Here is a 16380-nt window from a genome sequence, read left to right on the forward strand (position 1 = left end):
CTCACTCATACACGGCTTGCAGGCGCAGGTTCAGGCGGTCTCTGCGAAAGCTCTCGTATTCGCTGCAGGATCTGTCCAATCGCCATAAGTCCAGCCAATCCATCACTAGACGTGCGCGCATACACATATCCAGAACGTCCATCTGAATTGGATGGCGATATTTGCGAAAGAACATGTCTTTGTTTGTTTTCAGGATGCCGCTTTGATCAACCTGATCATCAGTGCCATCGCGAAAGATATCGGATTTCAGAAAGTCGACGATATCGTAAACTGCCAGCTTTTCGCGTGCTTCGGTAAAATCCAGACCGATCATCTCACCTTGCCCGACGATCAGGTTTTGGCTGTGAAAATCTCCGTGCGCATGGATCAGCAGGTCAGGGAAGCCCTTTAGCTGTGAGGCCTCATGGGTCAGATGCTGGACCATCTTCTGCCCCCAAGGCTGCACTGTATCCGGGACAAGGCCTAGCAAAGCCTGAAGCCTGTCGATCATCCAGCTAGGGCGGAAACTATAGGGTTTGCCGGGCTGAAAGCTGTGCAGGTCGTTCAGCCACGATCCGGCACGGCGATAGATGCGGCCGATCTGGTCGTCATCCGGGCTGTTATGGATCAGATCCGCAGCGGTGGGGCGGTCAATAAACTGCGTCACAAAAAACGCCTCACCCGGTGACATATAGACTGGATCGACAACACCGGCGCTTTCGTATTGCGCAAAGTGGTCGGTCAGCTTTCTGAGCATATCAAACTCATCGCGCAGACGGCCGGTATCAGGCGACAGTAGATCCACCTTGAGGGCATAATCCCGACCCGCACGCTGGACCCTGAGCACTATACGCGAGCCCGCAAAATCATGAGAACGATAGACGCATTCGAAACCCGCCGGTCCATCCTCTGGCGTTTGATCCAGGAACTCCTGAACAAAGCCGCGCGCGCGTTCGTATTCGTCTGTGGTGAGGGTCAGCATTCAGGGATGGATACCTAAGAAGAAAGGGGCTTAGCCAGACTGGACCTCAGCGCATGGAACATGTCAATCTAGGACACTGTTCCGGTGCCAGCTGCGCTGCTCGATCATTTCCGGTTTCTGCCCAATTTACCCCTTGGAAACCCGGCGTAACTGCCATAAAGAGAGCTGCGAAGTAAAGCGTGCGATTCGTCGTGCGCTTTATTTTGTTTCGTCCAAGACGGTGGGTGGTGTCATCTGGCCCCTTAATTCCCTGCCTGAGACGGGTAAGACCAAAGAATTCTGAGGGCTTCGATCCTCGGGCGAATTTTGGCTAATCCCGTAACAACGGACCTGAACGCCGGAGCGTAAGCTGCGGCAAATATGAGCCGGGGTGAGATATCACCCCTAACTTGGAGAAAACTGTGGATAGAGCCCAGAAAGAGAAAGTGGTCGACGAGCTCGGCCAAATCTTCGAAAGCTCTGGCGTCGTAGTGGTTGCACACTACGCCGGTCTGACAGTTGCCGAGATGCAGGACCTTCGCGCACGTGCTCGTGACGCGGGTGGTGCCGTGCGTGTTGCCAAGAACAGGCTCGCCAAAATCGCCCTCGACGGAAAGCCATGTGAAAGCATTGCCGACCTGCTGACGGGGATGACCGTTCTGACCTATTCTGAGGACCCTGTGGCAGCAGCCAAAGTGGCCCAGGACTACGCCAAAGAGAACCAAAAGTTCGAAATTCTTGGCGGTGCAATGGGTGAGAACGCTCTGGATCGTGCCGGCGTTGAAGCCGTGTCCAAAATGCCTTCGCGCGAGGAGCTTATTGCTACTATCGCGGGCATGCTGGGCGCACCTGCTTCGAACATCGCTGGCGCAATTGGCGCACCTGCAAGCAACATCGCAAGCATCCTTTCCACCATCGAAGAGAAGGCGGAAGCTGCGTAAGCGGTTGGCACTGAATGATCTGCGTAGGGTAGTCACCCTGACGTTGGAACACACACTGTAAACGGAAAGAGCTGATAAAATGGCTGATCTGAAAGCACTCGCAGAAAGCATCGTGGGTCTGACCCTGCTGGAAGCACAAGAACTGAAAACCATCCTCAAAGACGAATATGGCATCGAGCCCGCAGCTGGCGGCGCGGTTGTCATGGCAGCCGGTGGCGACGCCGGTGGCGCAGCTGAGGAAGAAAAAACCGAATTCGACGTCGTTCTGAAGAACGCCGGCGCTTCGAAAATCAACGTGATCAAAGAAGTTCGCGGCATCACCGGTCTGGGCCTGAAAGAAGCCAAAGAGCTGGTCGAAGCTGGCGGCAAGATCAAAGAAGCTGTGTCGAAAGACGAAGCCGAAGACATCAAAGGCAAGCTGGAAGCAGCTGGCGCCGAGGTCGAACTGGCCTAAGTCAGTCTTTTGGTGCATAGCAGATGCACCGGAAATTTGGCTGGTCCCGGAGAAATCCGGGTCCAGCCGAACCTGTCTTAGAAAGGACCTCATGGATTGGGGTGTTTTCTAAGACGCGGTTCATGGATCGGGAGGCCGCCATTCGGGACGGTGGCCACGAATTGATCCGGACGTGTTGTCTCTAATGTGCAAGGCACCGGGGCCCGACGGTGTCTTTGTCCGCTGAGAACATCGAAAGGTGACATCTGACATGGCTCAATCGTTCCTTGGCCAGAAACGTCTTCGGAAATATTACGGCAAAATCCGCGAAGTGCTGGAGATGCCGAACCTCATTGAGGTACAAAAATCTTCTTATGATCTATTCCTGCGCTCCGGCGATGCAGATGTGCCGACAGACGGCGAAGGCATCAAAGGCGTGTTCCAGTCGGTTTTCCCGATCAAGGATTTCAACGAAACCTCCGTTCTGGAGTTCGTGAAATACGATTTGGAAAAACCCAAATACGACGTCGAAGAGTGCATGCAGCGCGACATGACCTACAGCGCGCCGCTGAAAGTCACTCTGCGTCTGATCGTGTTTGATGTCGACGAGGACACTGGCGCCAAGTCGGTCAAAGACATCAAGGAACAGGACGTGTTCATGGGGGATATGCCCCTGATGACACCAAACGGGACGTTCATTGTGAACGGTACCGAGCGTGTGATCGTGTCCCAGATGCACCGTTCGCCCGGTGTGTTCTTTGACCACGACAAGGGCAAGACCCATTCCTCGGGCAAGCTGTTGTTTGCCTGCCGCATCATCCCGTATCGCGGCAGCTGGCTGGACTTTGAGTTCGACGCCAAGGACATCGTGTTCGCCCGTATCGACCGTCGCCGCAAACTGCCTGTGACAACCCTGCTGTATGCGCTGGGTCTGGATCAAGAAGCGATCATGGACGCCTATTACAACACGGTGTCGTACAAGCTGGACAAGAAGAAGGGCTGGATTGCACCGTTCTTCCCCGAGCGTGCACGCGGTACGCGTCCGACCTATGACCTGATCGACGCCAAATCCGGTGAGGTGATTGCCGAAGCGGGCAAGAAAGTCACCCCGCGCGCGGTCAAGAAGCTGATCGATGAAGGCAACGTCACCGAGCTGTTGGTTCCGTTCGATCACATCGTCGGGAAGTTTGTCGCCAAGGACATCATCAACGAAGAAACCGGCGCGATCTATGTCGAAGCTGGTGATGAGCTGACGCTGGAATACGACAAAGACGGCGAGCTGATCGGAGGCACCGCGAAAGAGCTGATCGACGCGGGCGTCACCGATATTCCGGTTCTGGATATCGACAACATCAATGTCGGCCCCTACATGCGTAACACCATGGCGGCAGACAAGAACATGGGCCGCGACACAGCGCTGATGGACATCTATCGCGTCATGCGCCCGGGTGAGCCGCCCACCGTCGAAGCGGCCTCGGCGCTGTTCGAAACGCTGTTCTTTGACAGCGAGCGCTATGACCTGTCCGCCGTTGGCCGTGTAAAGATGAACATGCGTCTGGCTCTGGATGCGCCCGATACGCTGCGCACCCTGCGCCGCGAAGACATCGTGGCCTGCATCAAGGCTCTGGTTGAACTGCGTGACGGCAAAGGGGACATCGACGATATCGACCACCTCGGCAACCGTCGTGTGCGTTCGGTCGGCGAACTGATGGAAAACCAGTACCGCGTTGGCCTGCTGCGCATGGAGCGCGCAATCAAAGAGCGTATGTCGTCGGTCGAGATCGACACAGTCATGCCGCAGGACCTGATCAATGCGAAACCGGCTGCTGCTGCTGTCCGCGAATTCTTCGGCTCGTCGCAGTTGTCGCAGTTCATGGACCAGACCAACCCGCTGTCGGAAGTCACCCACAAACGCCGCCTCTCGGCGCTTGGCCCCGGTGGTCTGACACGCGAGCGTGCGGGCTTTGAGGTGCGCGACGTTCATCCGACACACTATGGCCGGATGTGCCCGATTGAAACGCCGGAAGGCCCGAACATCGGTCTGATCAACTCGCTGGCCACCTTTGCCCGTGTGAACAAGTATGGCTTCATCGAAACACCGTACCGCGTCGTCAAAGACGCTGAGGTGACTGATGAGGTTCACTACATGTCCGCGACCGAGGAAATGCGTCACACAGTGGCACAGGCGAACGCGACACTGGATACGGATGGCAAGTTCATCAACGATCTGGTTTCGACCCGCCAGTCAGGTGACTACACTCTGGCCCCGCGCGAGAATGTGGACCTGATCGACGTCAGCCCAAAACAGCTGGTATCGGTTGCTGCATCGCTGATCCCGTTCCTTGAAAATGACGACGCCAACCGCGCTCTGATGGGCTCGAACATGCAACGTCAGGCGGTTCCACTGCTGCGGGCCGAGGCGCCGCTGATTGGCACCGGGATCGAGGAAAAGGTTGCGATTGACTCAGGCGCTGCAATTCAGGCGAAACGCGCCGGTATCATCGACCAGGTCGATGCCCAGCGTATCGTTATCCGCGCGACTGAGGATCTGGAACTGGGCGACGCTGGCGTTGACATCTATCGTCTGCGCAAATTCCAGCGGTCGAACCAGAACACCTGCATCAACCAGCGTCCGCTGATCAAGGTGGGTGACACCGTCCAGAAGGGCGAGGTCATTGCCGATGGTCCGTCGACTGATATGGGTGAACTGGCCCTGGGTAAGAACGTGGTCGTCGCGTTCATGCCGTGGAACGGTTACAACTACGAAGACTCGATTCTGATCTCGGAACGTATTGCGCGTGACGACGTCTTTACCTCGGTCCATATCGAGGAATTTGAAGTCGCCGCCCGTGACACCAAGCTGGGTCCGGAAGAGATCACCCGCGACATTCCGAACGTCGGTGAAGAAGCGCTGCGCAACCTCGACGAGGCGGGCATCGTTTACATCGGCGCGGATGTTGAACCGGGCGATATTCTGGTCGGCAAGATCACTCCGAAGGGCGAAAGCCCGATGACCCCGGAAGAAAAGCTGCTGCGCGCCATCTTTGGCGAAAAAGCATCTGACGTGCGCGACACTTCGCTGCGCGTGAAGCCGGGCGATTACGGTACGGTCGTTGAGGTCCGCGTCTTCAACCGTCACGGCGTCGAGAAAGACGAGCGTGCGCTGCAGATCGAGCGGGAAGAAGTCGAACGTCTGGCCCGTGACCGGGACGATGAGCTGGCGATCCTGGACCGCAACATCTATGCGCGCCTGCAAGGCCTGATCATGGGTAAAACCGCGGTCAAAGGCCCGAAAGGCGTCAAGCCAGGGTCGGTGATCACCGAGGACCTGTTGGAAACCCTGACCCGTGGTCAGTGGTGGCAGCTGGCGCTGGAAGATGAGCAGGACGCACAGATCGTTGAGGCTCTGAATGAGCAGTACGAAGTGCAAAAGCGTGCTCTGGACGCCCGTTTCGAAGACAAGGTCGAGAAGGTTCGTCGCGGCGACGACCTGCCGCCGGGTGTGATGAAGATGGTCAAAGTCTTCATCGCCGTGAAGCGCAAGCTGCAGCCGGGCGATAAGATGGCCGGTCGTCACGGGAACAAAGGTGTAATTTCCAAGGTTGTTCCGATGGAAGACATGCCGTTCCTGGCCGATGGTACACCGGTTGACTTCTGTCTGAACCCGCTAGGTGTTCCTTCGCGTATGAACGTTGGTCAGATCCTTGAAACCCACATGGGTTGGGCCGCGCGCGGTCTGGGTCTGAACATCGACGACGCGCTGGGTGAATATCGCCGCTCTGGCGACCTTACCCCGGTTCGCGAAGCAATGAAGCTGGCCTATGGCGACGATGTCTATGAAGAAGGCATCACTGGCATGGACGAGGGTCACCTGATCGAGGCTGCGGGCAACGTGACCCGTGGTGTTCCGATCGCGACTCCGGTCTTTGATGGCGCCAAAGAGGCAGACGTCAATGACGCTCTGGTGCGCGCGGGCTTCTCGCAAAGCGGTCAGTCGGTTCTGTTCGACGGTCGTACGGGTGAGCAGTTTGCACGTCCGGTGACCGTGGGTATCAAGTACCTGCTGAAACTGCACCACCTTGTGGATGACAAAATCCACGCGCGTTCAACCGGGCCGTACAGCCTGGTTACCCAGCAGCCGCTGGGTGGTAAGGCGCAGTTCGGTGGTCAGCGCTTTGGTGAGATGGAAGTCTGGGCTCTGGAAGCTTATGGCGCCGCCTACACCCTACAGGAAATGCTCACCGTGAAATCGGATGACGTCGCCGGCCGGACCAAAGTGTACGAGTCGATCGTCAAGGGCGAGGATAACTTTGAAGCGGGCGTACCGGAATCGTTTAACGTTCTGGTGAAAGAAGTCCGTGGCCTCGGCCTGAATATGGAACTCCTGGATGCGGAGGAAGAGTAGGGGCGGCAACGCCCCAAACTCATCCCATCCCAATTTGTAAGGACGCAAAATGAACCAGGAAATTACCAATAACCCGTTCAACCCGCTGACGCCGCCTAAGGTCTTTGACGAGATCAAGGTCTCATTGGCCAGCCCGGAACGGATCCTCTCTTGGTCTTATGGCGAGATCAAGAAACCCGAGACCATCAACTACCGGACGTTCAAACCCGAACGTGACGGTCTGTTCTGCGCGCGTATCTTTGGCCCGATCAAAGATTACGAATGTCTGTGCGGTAAATATAAGCGGATGAAATATCGCGGCGTTGTCTGCGAGAAATGCGGTGTGGAAGTCACCCTGCAGAAAGTCCGCCGCGAGCGTATGGGTCATATCGAGCTGGCCGCGCCCGTCGCACACATTTGGTTCCTGAAGTCGCTGCCGTCCCGCATCGGTCTGATGCTGGACATGACGCTGCGCGATCTGGAACGCGTTCTGTATTTTGAAAACTATGTCGTCATCGAGCCCGGTCTGACCGACCTCTCCTATGGTCAGATGCTGACCGAAGAAGAGTTCATGGACGCGCAGGATGCCTATGGCATGGACGCGTTCACCGCGAACATCGGTGCCGAAGCTATCCGTGAGATGCTGGCCCAGATCGATCTGGAAGCCGAAGCCGAACAGCTGCGTGCTGATCTGGCCGAAGCAACCGGTGAACTGAAGCCCAAGAAGATCATCAAGCGTCTGAAGGTTGTTGAATCCTTCCTTGAGTCGGGCAACCGGCCTGAGTGGATGGTGATGACCGTGATCCCGGTGATTCCGCCGGAACTGCGTCCGCTGGTTCCACTGGATGGTGGTCGTTTTGCGACTTCGGATCTGAACGATCTGTATCGCCGCGTCATCAACCGGAACAACCGTCTGAAGCGTCTGATCGAACTGCGCGCACCTGACATCATCGTCCGCAACGAAAAGCGGATGCTGCAGGAATCCGTCGATGCTCTGTTCGACAATGGCCGTCGTGGTCGCGTGATCACTGGTGCCAATAAGCGTCCACTGAAATCGCTTTCGGACATGCTGAAGGGTAAGCAGGGTCGCTTCCGTCAAAACCTTCTGGGTAAGCGCGTAGACTTCTCGGGCCGTTCGGTCATCGTGACCGGTCCGGAACTCAAGCTGCACCAGTGTGGTCTGCCCAAAAAGATGGCGCTGGAACTGTTCAAGCCGTTCATCTACTCGCGCCTTGAAGCCAAGGGTCTGTCTTCGACCGTGAAGCAGGCGAAGAAACTGGTCGAGAAAGAGCGTCCCGAAGTGTGGGATATCCTCGACGAGGTGATCCGCGAACACCCTGTAATGCTGAACCGTGCACCGACACTGCACCGTCTTGGCATTCAGGCGTTTGAACCGGTTCTGATCGAAGGTAAAGCCATCCAGCTGCACCCGTTGGTCTGTTCGGCCTTTAACGCCGACTTCGACGGTGACCAGATGGCCGTTCACGTCCCGCTGAGCCTTGAGGCCCAGCTGGAAGCCCGCGTGCTGATGATGTCGACAAACAACGTTCTGTCGCCAGCAAACGGCGCGCCGATCATCGTTCCCTCGCAGGATATGATCCTGGGTCTGTACTATGTGACACTGGAACGCGAAGGTATGCCGGGCGAAGGCAAGGTCTTTGGCTCTATCGACGAAGTTCAGCACGCGCTGGACGCCGGTGAAGTGCATCTGCACACTAAGATCACTGCGCGGATTACTCAGATCGACAGTGAAGGCAATGAAGTTCAACAGCGGTTTGAAACCACTCCGGGCCGTGTGCGCCTGGGTGCTCTGCTGCCGATGAACAACAAGGCACCGTTCGAACTGGTTAACCGTCTGCTGCGGAAGAAAGAAGTGCAGCAGGTGATCGACACCGTCTACCGCTACTGCGGTCAGAAAGAGTCGGTTATCTTCTGTGACCAGATCATGTCGATGGGCTTCAAGGAAGCGTTCCGCGCCGGCATCTCGTTCGGTAAGGACGACATGGTGATCCCGGATGACAAATGGGGCATCGTCGATGAAACCCGTAGTCAGGTGAAGGATTTTGAACAGCAGTACATGGACGGCCTGATCACTCAGGGTGAAAAGTACAACAAAGTTGTTGATGCCTGGTCGAAGTGTAACGATCGTGTAACCGAAGCGATGATGAGCACGATCTCATCTTCGGATCGGGCAGAGGACGGGTCTGAAAAGGAACCGAACTCGGTCTACATGATGGCCCACTCGGGCGCGCGTGGCTCGGTCACTCAGATGAAACAGCTGGGCGGTATGCGCGGCCTGATGGCCAAACCAAACGGTGACATCATCGAGACGCCGATCATCTCGAACTTCAAGGAAGGTCTGACCGTTCTTGAATACTTCAACTCGACCCACGGCGCCCGTAAGGGTCTGTCGGATACTGCTCTGAAAACGGCGAACTCGGGTTACCTGACCCGTCGTCTAGTGGACGTGGCACAGGACTGCATCGTGCGTGAACTCGATTGTGGAACCGAGCGCGCGATCACTGCGGAAGCCGCGGTAAACGACGGTGAAGTTGTTGCTTCGCTAGCCGAACGTGTGCTGGGCCGTGTCTCTGCCGATGACGTTCTGCGTCCCGGCACCGATGAGGTTCTGGTCGCAGCGGGTCAGTTGATCGACGAACGTATGGCCGACATCATTGATGAGGCCGCTGTTGCGTCTATGCGCATCCGTTCGCCTCTGACCTGTGAGTCCGAGGAAGGCGTCTGTGCAACCTGCTACGGTCGTGACCTTGCACGCGGTACTATGGTCAACACGGGTGAGGCTGTCGGCATCATCGCCGCCCAGTCCATCGGTGAACCCGGTACGCAGCTGACAATGCGGACCTTCCACATCGGTGGTGTTGCGCAAGGTGGTCAGCAGTCGTTCCAGGAAGCCAGCCACGACGGTGTCGTTTCGTTCGAGAACCCGCAGATCCTGGTCAATTCCGCGGGCGAAAGCCTGGTCATGGGCCGGAACATGAAGATGGTGATCAAAGACGAACATGGCGAAGAGCGTGCCAACCACAAGTTGGGTTATGGCTCGAAGCTGTTCGTCAAGGATGGCACCAAGGTGAACCGTGGCGACAAGCTGTTCGAATGGGATCCTTACACCCTGCCGATCATCGCCGAAAAGTCCGGTACCGCGAAATATGTTGATCTGGTTTCGGGCATTGCTGTCCGCGACGTGACCGACGATGCAACCGGTATGACCCAGAAGATCGTGATCGACTGGCGCGCGGCCCCCAAAGGCAGCGACCTCAAGCCTGAGATCATTCTGGTTGGCGAAGATGGCGAACCGGTCCGTAACGATGCGGGCAACCCGGTTCACTATCCGATGTCGGTGGATGCGATCCTGTCGATCGAAGACGGTCAGCAGATCGAAGCTGGTGAAGTTGTCGCGCGTATCCCGCGTGAAGGTGCCAAGACCAAGGACATCACCGGTGGTCTGCCGCGTGTTGCCGAACTGTTCGAAGCCCGTCGCCCGAAAGATCACGCGATCATCGCAGAAGCCGATGGTTACGTGCGCTTTGGTCGCGACTACAAGAACAAGCGTCGCATCAGCATCGAACCGGCTGACGAGTCCATGGAGACCATCGAGTATATGGTGCCCAAGGGTAAGCACATCCCGGTTGCAGAAGGTGACTTCATCCAGAAGGGTGAATACTTGATGGACGGTAACCCGGCCCCGCATGACATCCTGTCCATCATGGGTGTCGAAGCGCTGGCGGATTACATGATCGACGAAGTGCAGGATGTTTATCGTCTGCAGGGCGTGAAGATCAACGACAAGCACATCGAAGTGATCGTGCGCCAGATGCTGCAGAAGTGGGAGATCCTGGATTCAGGTGACACCACCCTGCTGAAAGGCGAACATGTCGACAAGCAGGAGTTCGACGCGGCCAACGAGAAGACCCTCGCCCGCGGTGGACGTCCGGCTCAGGGCGAGCCGATCCTCTTGGGGATCACCAAAGCCTCGCTGCAGACGCGTTCGTTCATCTCGGCGGCGTCGTTCCAGGAAACCACACGGGTTCTGACCGAGGCTTCGGTTCAGGGCAAGAAAGACAAGCTGGTTGGCCTGAAAGAGAACGTGATCGTCGGTCGTCTAATCCCTGCCGGTACCGGTGGCGCAACGCAAAGCGTACAGCGCGTCGCGCAGTCGCGTGACAACGTTGTCATCGAAGCCCGCCGGGAAGAGGCCGAAGCCGCCGCTGCTCTGGCTGCGCCGATGATGGATGACGATATGGTCGGGGATGAGCTGGATGTTCTGGTGGAAACACCGGAAAGCCGCGAATAAGCGATCCTACATTCCAAAGATCAGGCCCCGCGATTTCGCGGGGCCTTTTCATTTCAGGCTCGGGTGGGGCGCTGCATGAAGCGCCATTGGAAATGTCATGCTAGCAGAGCATTGGCGGGCGGAGCCATATTGACATCTCTTTCTTGAACGCCGCCAAATGCACTTCGTGGCCAAATGCGGAGTTCAAAAAGAGTGACGCCGAATTTCAGGGGTGCTTTGCTGATGATGGGCAGCATGGCTGCCTTCACCATCAATGACACTTTGATCAAGGCCGCCGGAGCCCAGATACCGCTGTTTCAGATGGTTGCCATCCGCGGGGTTTTGGCGACCATTCTGGTGTATCTTCTGGCACGGTACTATGGGGCGTTGCATCTGAACTTTCCGCGGCATGACAAGTGGTTGGTCGCGGCACGTTGTCTCGCCGAATTGTTGGCGACAATTTTCTTTTTGGTCGCGCTGCTTCATATGCCGTTGGCAAACGTGACGGCCATTCTGCTGGCCTTGCCATTGACCGTAACACTTGGAGCCGCGTTGTTTTTTCAAGAGTATATCGGTTGGCGTCGGATTCTTGCCATCGTTTTCGGGTTCGCCGGTATGTTGCTGATCGTTCGCCCGGGCACGGACGGTTTCAGCATCTACGCGATATATGCTTTGATCGCAGTTGCTTCGGTAACTGCCCGGGATTTGATTACGCGACGCATGTCGGTGCATGTGCCATCACTTGCAGTAACGCTGGCAACAACCGCGACGATTACATTGACGGCGGTTCTTGTCACCTCTGTCTCGGGCTGGGTTCCGGTTCCGGCAGCCGCCGGTTCGATGGTAGCGTGTGCTGCGGTCTTTGTTCTGACGGGATATTTGTTCAGCGTCATTGTCATGCGCGCTGGTGAGATCGGCTTTATCGCGCCGTTTCGTTATTCCAGTCTGATCTGGGCGTTGGGTTTGGGCTGGGCCGTATTTGGGGACTGGCCCGACAGGATTACGATGGCGGGCGCGGCGCTGGTGGTTGGGGCCGGGATGTTCACGCTGTTTCGCGAACGAACCCGTCAGCCCGCCGAATGAATGCGGCGAACGGCGTCCTGATCGATGGCAAACCGTGCGATGAACTCGCCTTCTTGCTCGGGCGTTAGGGGGGACAGCTCGGCCTTGCTGTTGCGCGCGTGCGGGGAATCGTTGAACTGGTTCAAAGTACGGACCCACATTGGCGCATCCGGATAGCTGATAACGGGCATGAAGTTCCCGATCCGATGGTGGCCGAAATTCATGATCGTCAGCTCACACCCACCGGCGGAGTACATCGCAAAGCCCACCCCCAACAAAGGTTGATACACCTGTGCGGCCCGAATACCGCCCGCATCGAAACGGGCCAGGAACCCCTGATTGTAGTCAATCGCAACGGTTCTGTGGTTCCGCATTAAGCCCTGACCCTCATCTGCGGCGATGCGCAAGCGCTCAACGAAATCGACCGAAACCGCATCGTCGTCGTCATGGCGGAATTGGATGCAGGGGGCGGCCGGGTCAGTGCGCGCGGAATTCAGAACCTCTTTCATCAGCCTGCGATGCCGCTTCGGTTCGCGCGCGATGATCTGCACCTGCGGCATGTCGGCCGTTAAATCGTGAAGACGTTCGCGTGCCGCGTTTGGCAGGCATGTCCCGATCACGATGAGAAACTGAAAATCCTCGTCGGTTTGTTCCTTTATGCAGGGCAGAGAGGTGGTTTCAAACAGGCGGAACCGCTCTTCCAGCCGGTCAGGCTGATACAGATAGGCGCGTCGGTCCTCGATCGTTTCATGCTCGACCTGAAAACCGCCATGGGCAGGATAGGAAAAACGACACAGGCCAAGTATTTGCATGATTCATCCGTGGTCCAGACCAATGGGCTGACTATGCCTGCACGGACCTGTTCCTGCAACGGGCGGTAAGACTGGATGAGCTTTGGTTCCAGCGCGAAACGGCCTGATGTGGAACGGATCAGCTGTACTGTTGACACTGGGTCCGACTCCCCCTATTACGCGCCACATCTCGGTACCGGGGGCCGCCCCAAAACCGATTTCAGTAATGAACTGGTCAAGGCCCGAGCTCTTTTATCGTTCGCGCCCTCTGATAACAAACCGCGACGTTCACCTCGGAATGGGAACGCTCGCGGGTTTTGCGCTTGTGGACGCACGAGTGCAGCGAATTTAACCGCACGCATCACGCGTGCATGTCATGTGTGTTGCAAAACGGGGATATAACCGGAATGCCAACGATCCAACAGCTGATCCGCAAGCCGCGGCAGCCGAAAGTAAAACGCTCGAAGTCCATGCACCTGGAGCAGTGCCCGCAGAAACGCGGCGTCTGCACACGTGTTTACACAACCACACCGAAAAAGCCGAACTCGGCGATGCGTAAGGTTGCCAAGGTGCGCCTGACCAACGGGTTCGAGGTGATCTCGTACATCCCCGGTGAAAGCCACAACCTGCAGGAACACTCGGTTGTTCTGATCCGTGGCGGTCGTGTAAAAGACCTTCCCGGTGTCCGTTACCACATCCTGCGCGGTGTTCTGGATACCCAAGGCGTCAAAGACCGTAAGCAACGTCGTTCGAAGTACGGCGCGAAGCGTCCCAAATAAGAAGGAGAGGCTGATATGTCACGTCGTCACGCCGCCGAAAAACGCGAAGTCCTGCCTGACGCCAAATTTGGCGACAAGGTACTGACCAAATTCATGAACAACCTGATGATCGACGGTAAAAAGTCGGTTGCAGAGCGCATCGTCTACAACGCATTTGACCGCGTTGAAGGCAAGATCAAGCGCGCACCTGTCGAAGTGTTCCACGAAGCACTCGACAACATCAAACCGTCGGTCGAGGTTCGCTCGCGCCGGGTTGGTGGTGCAACTTATCAGGTTCCGGTCGAAGTGCGCCCTGAGCGCCGCGAAGCACTGGCCATCCGCTGGCTGATCACTGCTGCGCGTGGCCGTAACGAAAACACCATGGAAGAACGCCTCGCCGGTGAACTGCTGGACGCTGTACAGTCCCGCGGTACCGCTGTGAAGAAGCGTGAAGACACCCACAAGATGGCCGAGGCGAACAAAGCCTTCAGCCACTACCGTTGGTAATTCCAGAGGCTTATTGAAATGGCACGCGAATATACACTCAACCATTACCGTAACTTCGGTATTATGGCGCATATTGATGCGGGTAAAACGACCTGCTCGGAACGCATCCTGTACTACACCGGCAAATCCCACAACATCGGTGAGGTGCACGACGGTGCAGCCACCATGGACTGGATGGAGCAGGAGCAGGAACGTGGCATCACCATCACCTCGGCTGCGACGACCACTTTCTGGGAACGCACCGAAGACGGTGAAACCGCTGACTCGCCCAAGCACCGCCTGAACATCATCGACACCCCCGGCCACGTTGACTTCACCATCGAAGTTGAACGCTCGCTGGCGGTTCTCGACGGTGCAGTCTGCGTTCTTGACGCAAACGCCGGTGTTGAACCTCAGACCGAAACCGTGTGGCGTCAGGCTGACCGCTATAAGGTTCCGCGGATGGTGTTCGTCAACAAGATGGACAAGATCGGCGCGGACTTCTTCAACTGCGTTGCAATGATCGAAGACCGTACCGGCGCACGTGCTGTTCCGGTTGGTATTCCGATCGGCGCAGAGACCGAGTTGGAAGGCCTGATCGACCTGGTCACCATGGAAGAATGGCTGTGGCAGGGCGAAGACCTGGGCGCAAGCTGGGTCAAAGCACCGATCCGCGACAGCCTGAAGGACATGGCTGACGAATGGCGCGGTAAAATGGTCGAAGCGGCCGTCGAAATGGACGACGACGCGATGATGGAATACCTGGAAGGCAATGAGCCCGACGTTCCGACCCTGCGCGCCCTGTTGCGCAAAGGTACTCTGGAAATCGCGTTTGTTCCGGTTCTGGGTGGTTCGGCGTTCAAAAACAAAGGTGTTCAGCCACTGCTGAACGCTGTGATCGACTATCTGCCCAGCCCGCTGGACGTTGTCGATTACATGGGCTTCAAACCCGGTGACGAAGAAGAAACCCGTAACATCGCCCGCCGTGCGGATGATGATATGGCGTTCTCTGGTCTGGCGTTCAAAATCATGAACGACCCCTTTGTTGGCTCGCTGACCTTTACCCGCATCTACTCGGGCACTCTGTCCAAGGGCGACACGCTTCTGAACTCGACCAAGGGTAAGAAAGAGCGTATCGGCCGGATGATGATGATGCACTCGAACGAACGTGAGGAAATCACCGAAGCGTTCGCGGGCGACATCATTGCGCTGGCAGGTCTGAAAGACACCACCACGGGCGACACTCTGTGTTCGACCGGCGATCCGGTGGTTCTGGAAACCATGACCTTCCCCGATCCGGTGATCGAGATCGCGGTTGAGCCGAAGACCAAGGCTGACCAGGAAAAAATGAGCCAGGGTCTGGGCCGTTTGGCCGCCGAAGACCCGTCCTTCCGTGTGGAAACTGATCTGGAATCGGGTCAGACCATCATGAAGGGCATGGGCGAACTTCACCTGGACATCCTGATTGACCGTCTCAAGCGTGAATTCAAGGTTGAAGCGAATATTGGTGCGCCGCAGGTGGCCTATCGCGAAACCATCGGTCACGAAGCCGAGATCGTTTACACCCACAAGAAACAGTCGGGTGGTTCGGGTCAGTTCGCCGAGGTGAAGATGATCATCACCCCAACAGAGCCGGGCGAAGGTTATTCGTTCGAATCTCGTGTTGTTGGTGGTTCGGTGCCCAAGGAATACATCCCGGGCGTTGAAAAAGGCATCAGATCCGTCATGGATAGCGGCCCGCTGGCTGGCTTCCCCGTGATCGACTTCAAGGTTGCCCTGATCGAAGGTAAATACCACGACGTGGACTCTTCGGTTCTCGCCTTTGAGATCGCGGCGCGTATGGGTATGCGTGAAGGCATGCGCAAAGCGGGTGCGAAACTGCTTGAGCCGATCATGAAGGTCGAAGTGATCACTCCGGAAGAATATACCGGCGGTATCATTGGTGACCTGACATCGCGTCGGGGACAGGTTTCCGGGCAGGAAAACCGTGGCAACGCCATCGCGATTGACGCGTTTGTGCCGCTGGCCAACATGTTCGGCTACATCAACACCTTGCGTTCGATGTCGTCGGGCCGTGCCCAGTTCACCATGCAGTTCGACCACTACGATCCGGTTCCGCAGAACATCTCGGACGAGATCCAGGCGAAATACGCATAAGCGAAAATTTGAGGGAGCTCGATTAGCGGGCTCCCTTCATTACCGATAAAGGAGGCCATCATGGCAAAGGAAAAGTTTGAGCGTAATAAGCCGCACGTCAACATTGGCACGATTGGGCACGTTGACCACGGCAAGAC

10 protein-coding genes are annotated in these 16380 nt (G+C 56.8%); 8 read left to right on the plus strand and 2 right to left on the minus strand.

The window, feature by feature from the left end; genetic code table 11:
* Position 1 precedes the first annotated feature (1 nt).
* On the minus strand, positions 2 to 961 hold the full coding sequence (locus AC2FH0_RS15585) for a phosphotransferase (RefSeq protein ID WP_496789757.1): 960 nt from the start codon (positions 959 to 961) through the stop codon (positions 2 to 4).
* A 401-nt stretch (positions 962 to 1362) separates the two neighbouring features.
* On the opposite strand from AC2FH0_RS15585, the gene rplJ reads away from it, so the two are divergent.
* The 5 genes from rplJ (at position 1363) to AC2FH0_RS15610 (ending at position 12072) form a co-directional block, all read left to right on the plus strand.
* Entirely contained in the window at positions 1363 to 1881 is a 519-nt protein-coding gene (gene rplJ, locus AC2FH0_RS15590; protein WP_142636913.1) for a 50S ribosomal protein L10, read from the plus strand.
* Between the two features lie 79 nt (positions 1882 to 1960).
* Positions 1961 to 2335 (plus strand): 50S ribosomal protein L7/L12, encoded by a 375-nt coding sequence (rplL, locus tag AC2FH0_RS15595; protein WP_142636911.1) that lies wholly within the window; start codon positions 1961 to 1963, stop codon positions 2333 to 2335.
* Between the two features lie 250 nt (positions 2336 to 2585).
* On the plus strand, positions 2586 to 6719 hold the full coding sequence (gene rpoB / locus AC2FH0_RS15600; RefSeq protein ID WP_271949830.1) for a DNA-directed RNA polymerase subunit beta: 4134 nt from the start codon (positions 2586 to 2588) through the stop codon (positions 6717 to 6719).
* 49 nt (positions 6720 to 6768) lie between these two features.
* On the plus strand, positions 6769 to 11010 hold the full coding sequence (gene rpoC, locus AC2FH0_RS15605; protein ID WP_271949832.1) for a DNA-directed RNA polymerase subunit beta': 4242 nt from the start codon (positions 6769 to 6771) through the stop codon (positions 11008 to 11010).
* 174 nt (positions 11011 to 11184) lie between these two features.
* Complete coding sequence (locus AC2FH0_RS15610) at positions 11185 to 12072, plus strand: DMT family transporter (protein ID WP_496789759.1); 888 nt, start codon at positions 11185 to 11187, stop codon at positions 12070 to 12072.
* On the opposite strand, the gene AC2FH0_RS15615 is transcribed toward AC2FH0_RS15610, so the two are convergent.
* Positions 12057 to 12863, minus strand: coding sequence for a putative rhamnosyl transferase (locus AC2FH0_RS15615; RefSeq protein ID WP_496702614.1), 807 nt, complete (start codon positions 12861 to 12863; stop codon positions 12057 to 12059). The two genes, AC2FH0_RS15610 and AC2FH0_RS15615, sit on opposite strands and share 16 nt — an antisense overlap.
* A 386-nt stretch (positions 12864 to 13249) precedes the next feature.
* On the opposite strand from AC2FH0_RS15615, the gene rpsL reads away from it, so the two are divergent.
* The 3 genes from rpsL to fusA are packed head-to-tail and all read left to right on the plus strand — an operon-like array spanning position 13250 to position 16243.
* Positions 13250 to 13621, plus strand: a complete 372-nt coding sequence (gene rpsL / locus AC2FH0_RS15620) for a 30S ribosomal protein S12 (RefSeq protein WP_005621086.1) — start codon at positions 13250 to 13252, stop codon at positions 13619 to 13621.
* A gap of 15 nt (positions 13622 to 13636) precedes the next feature.
* Positions 13637 to 14107: a 30S ribosomal protein S7 gene (rpsG, locus tag AC2FH0_RS15625; protein WP_008756926.1), complete on the plus strand. Its 471-nt coding sequence runs from the start codon at positions 13637 to 13639 to the stop codon at positions 14105 to 14107.
* A gap of 18 nt (positions 14108 to 14125) precedes the next feature.
* Positions 14126 to 16243, plus strand: a complete 2118-nt coding sequence (gene fusA / locus AC2FH0_RS15630; protein WP_496692464.1) for an elongation factor G — start codon at positions 14126 to 14128, stop codon at positions 16241 to 16243.
* Positions 16244 to 16380: the final 137 nt, after the last annotated feature.

The organism is Ruegeria sp. CDSC051 (assembly GCF_059610665.1).

Excerpts from the sequence above, each read along its gene's own strand:
- AC2FH0_RS15585 (WP_496789757.1), bottom strand. The coding sequence starts at position 961 with ATGCTGACCCTCACCACAGACGAATACGAACGCGCGCGCGGCTTTGTT.
- rplL (WP_142636911.1), top strand. The coding sequence starts at position 1,961 with ATGGCTGATCTGAAAGCACTCGCAGAAAGCATCGTGGGTCTGACCCTG.
- rpoB (WP_271949830.1), top strand. The coding sequence starts at position 2,586 with ATGGCTCAATCGTTCCTTGGCCAGAAACGTCTTCGGAAATATTACGGC.
- rpoC (WP_271949832.1), top strand. The coding sequence starts at position 6,769 with ATGAACCAGGAAATTACCAATAACCCGTTCAACCCGCTGACGCCGCCT.
- AC2FH0_RS15610 (WP_496789759.1), top strand. The coding sequence starts at position 11,185 with ATGCGGAGTTCAAAAAGAGTGACGCCGAATTTCAGGGGTGCTTTGCTG.
- AC2FH0_RS15615 (WP_496702614.1), bottom strand. The coding sequence starts at position 12,863 with ATGCAAATACTTGGCCTGTGTCGTTTTTCCTATCCTGCCCATGGCGGT.
- rpsL (WP_005621086.1), top strand. The coding sequence starts at position 13,250 with ATGCCAACGATCCAACAGCTGATCCGCAAGCCGCGGCAGCCGAAAGTA.
- rpsG (WP_008756926.1), top strand. The coding sequence starts at position 13,637 with ATGTCACGTCGTCACGCCGCCGAAAAACGCGAAGTCCTGCCTGACGCC.
- fusA (WP_496692464.1), top strand. The coding sequence starts at position 14,126 with ATGGCACGCGAATATACACTCAACCATTACCGTAACTTCGGTATTATG.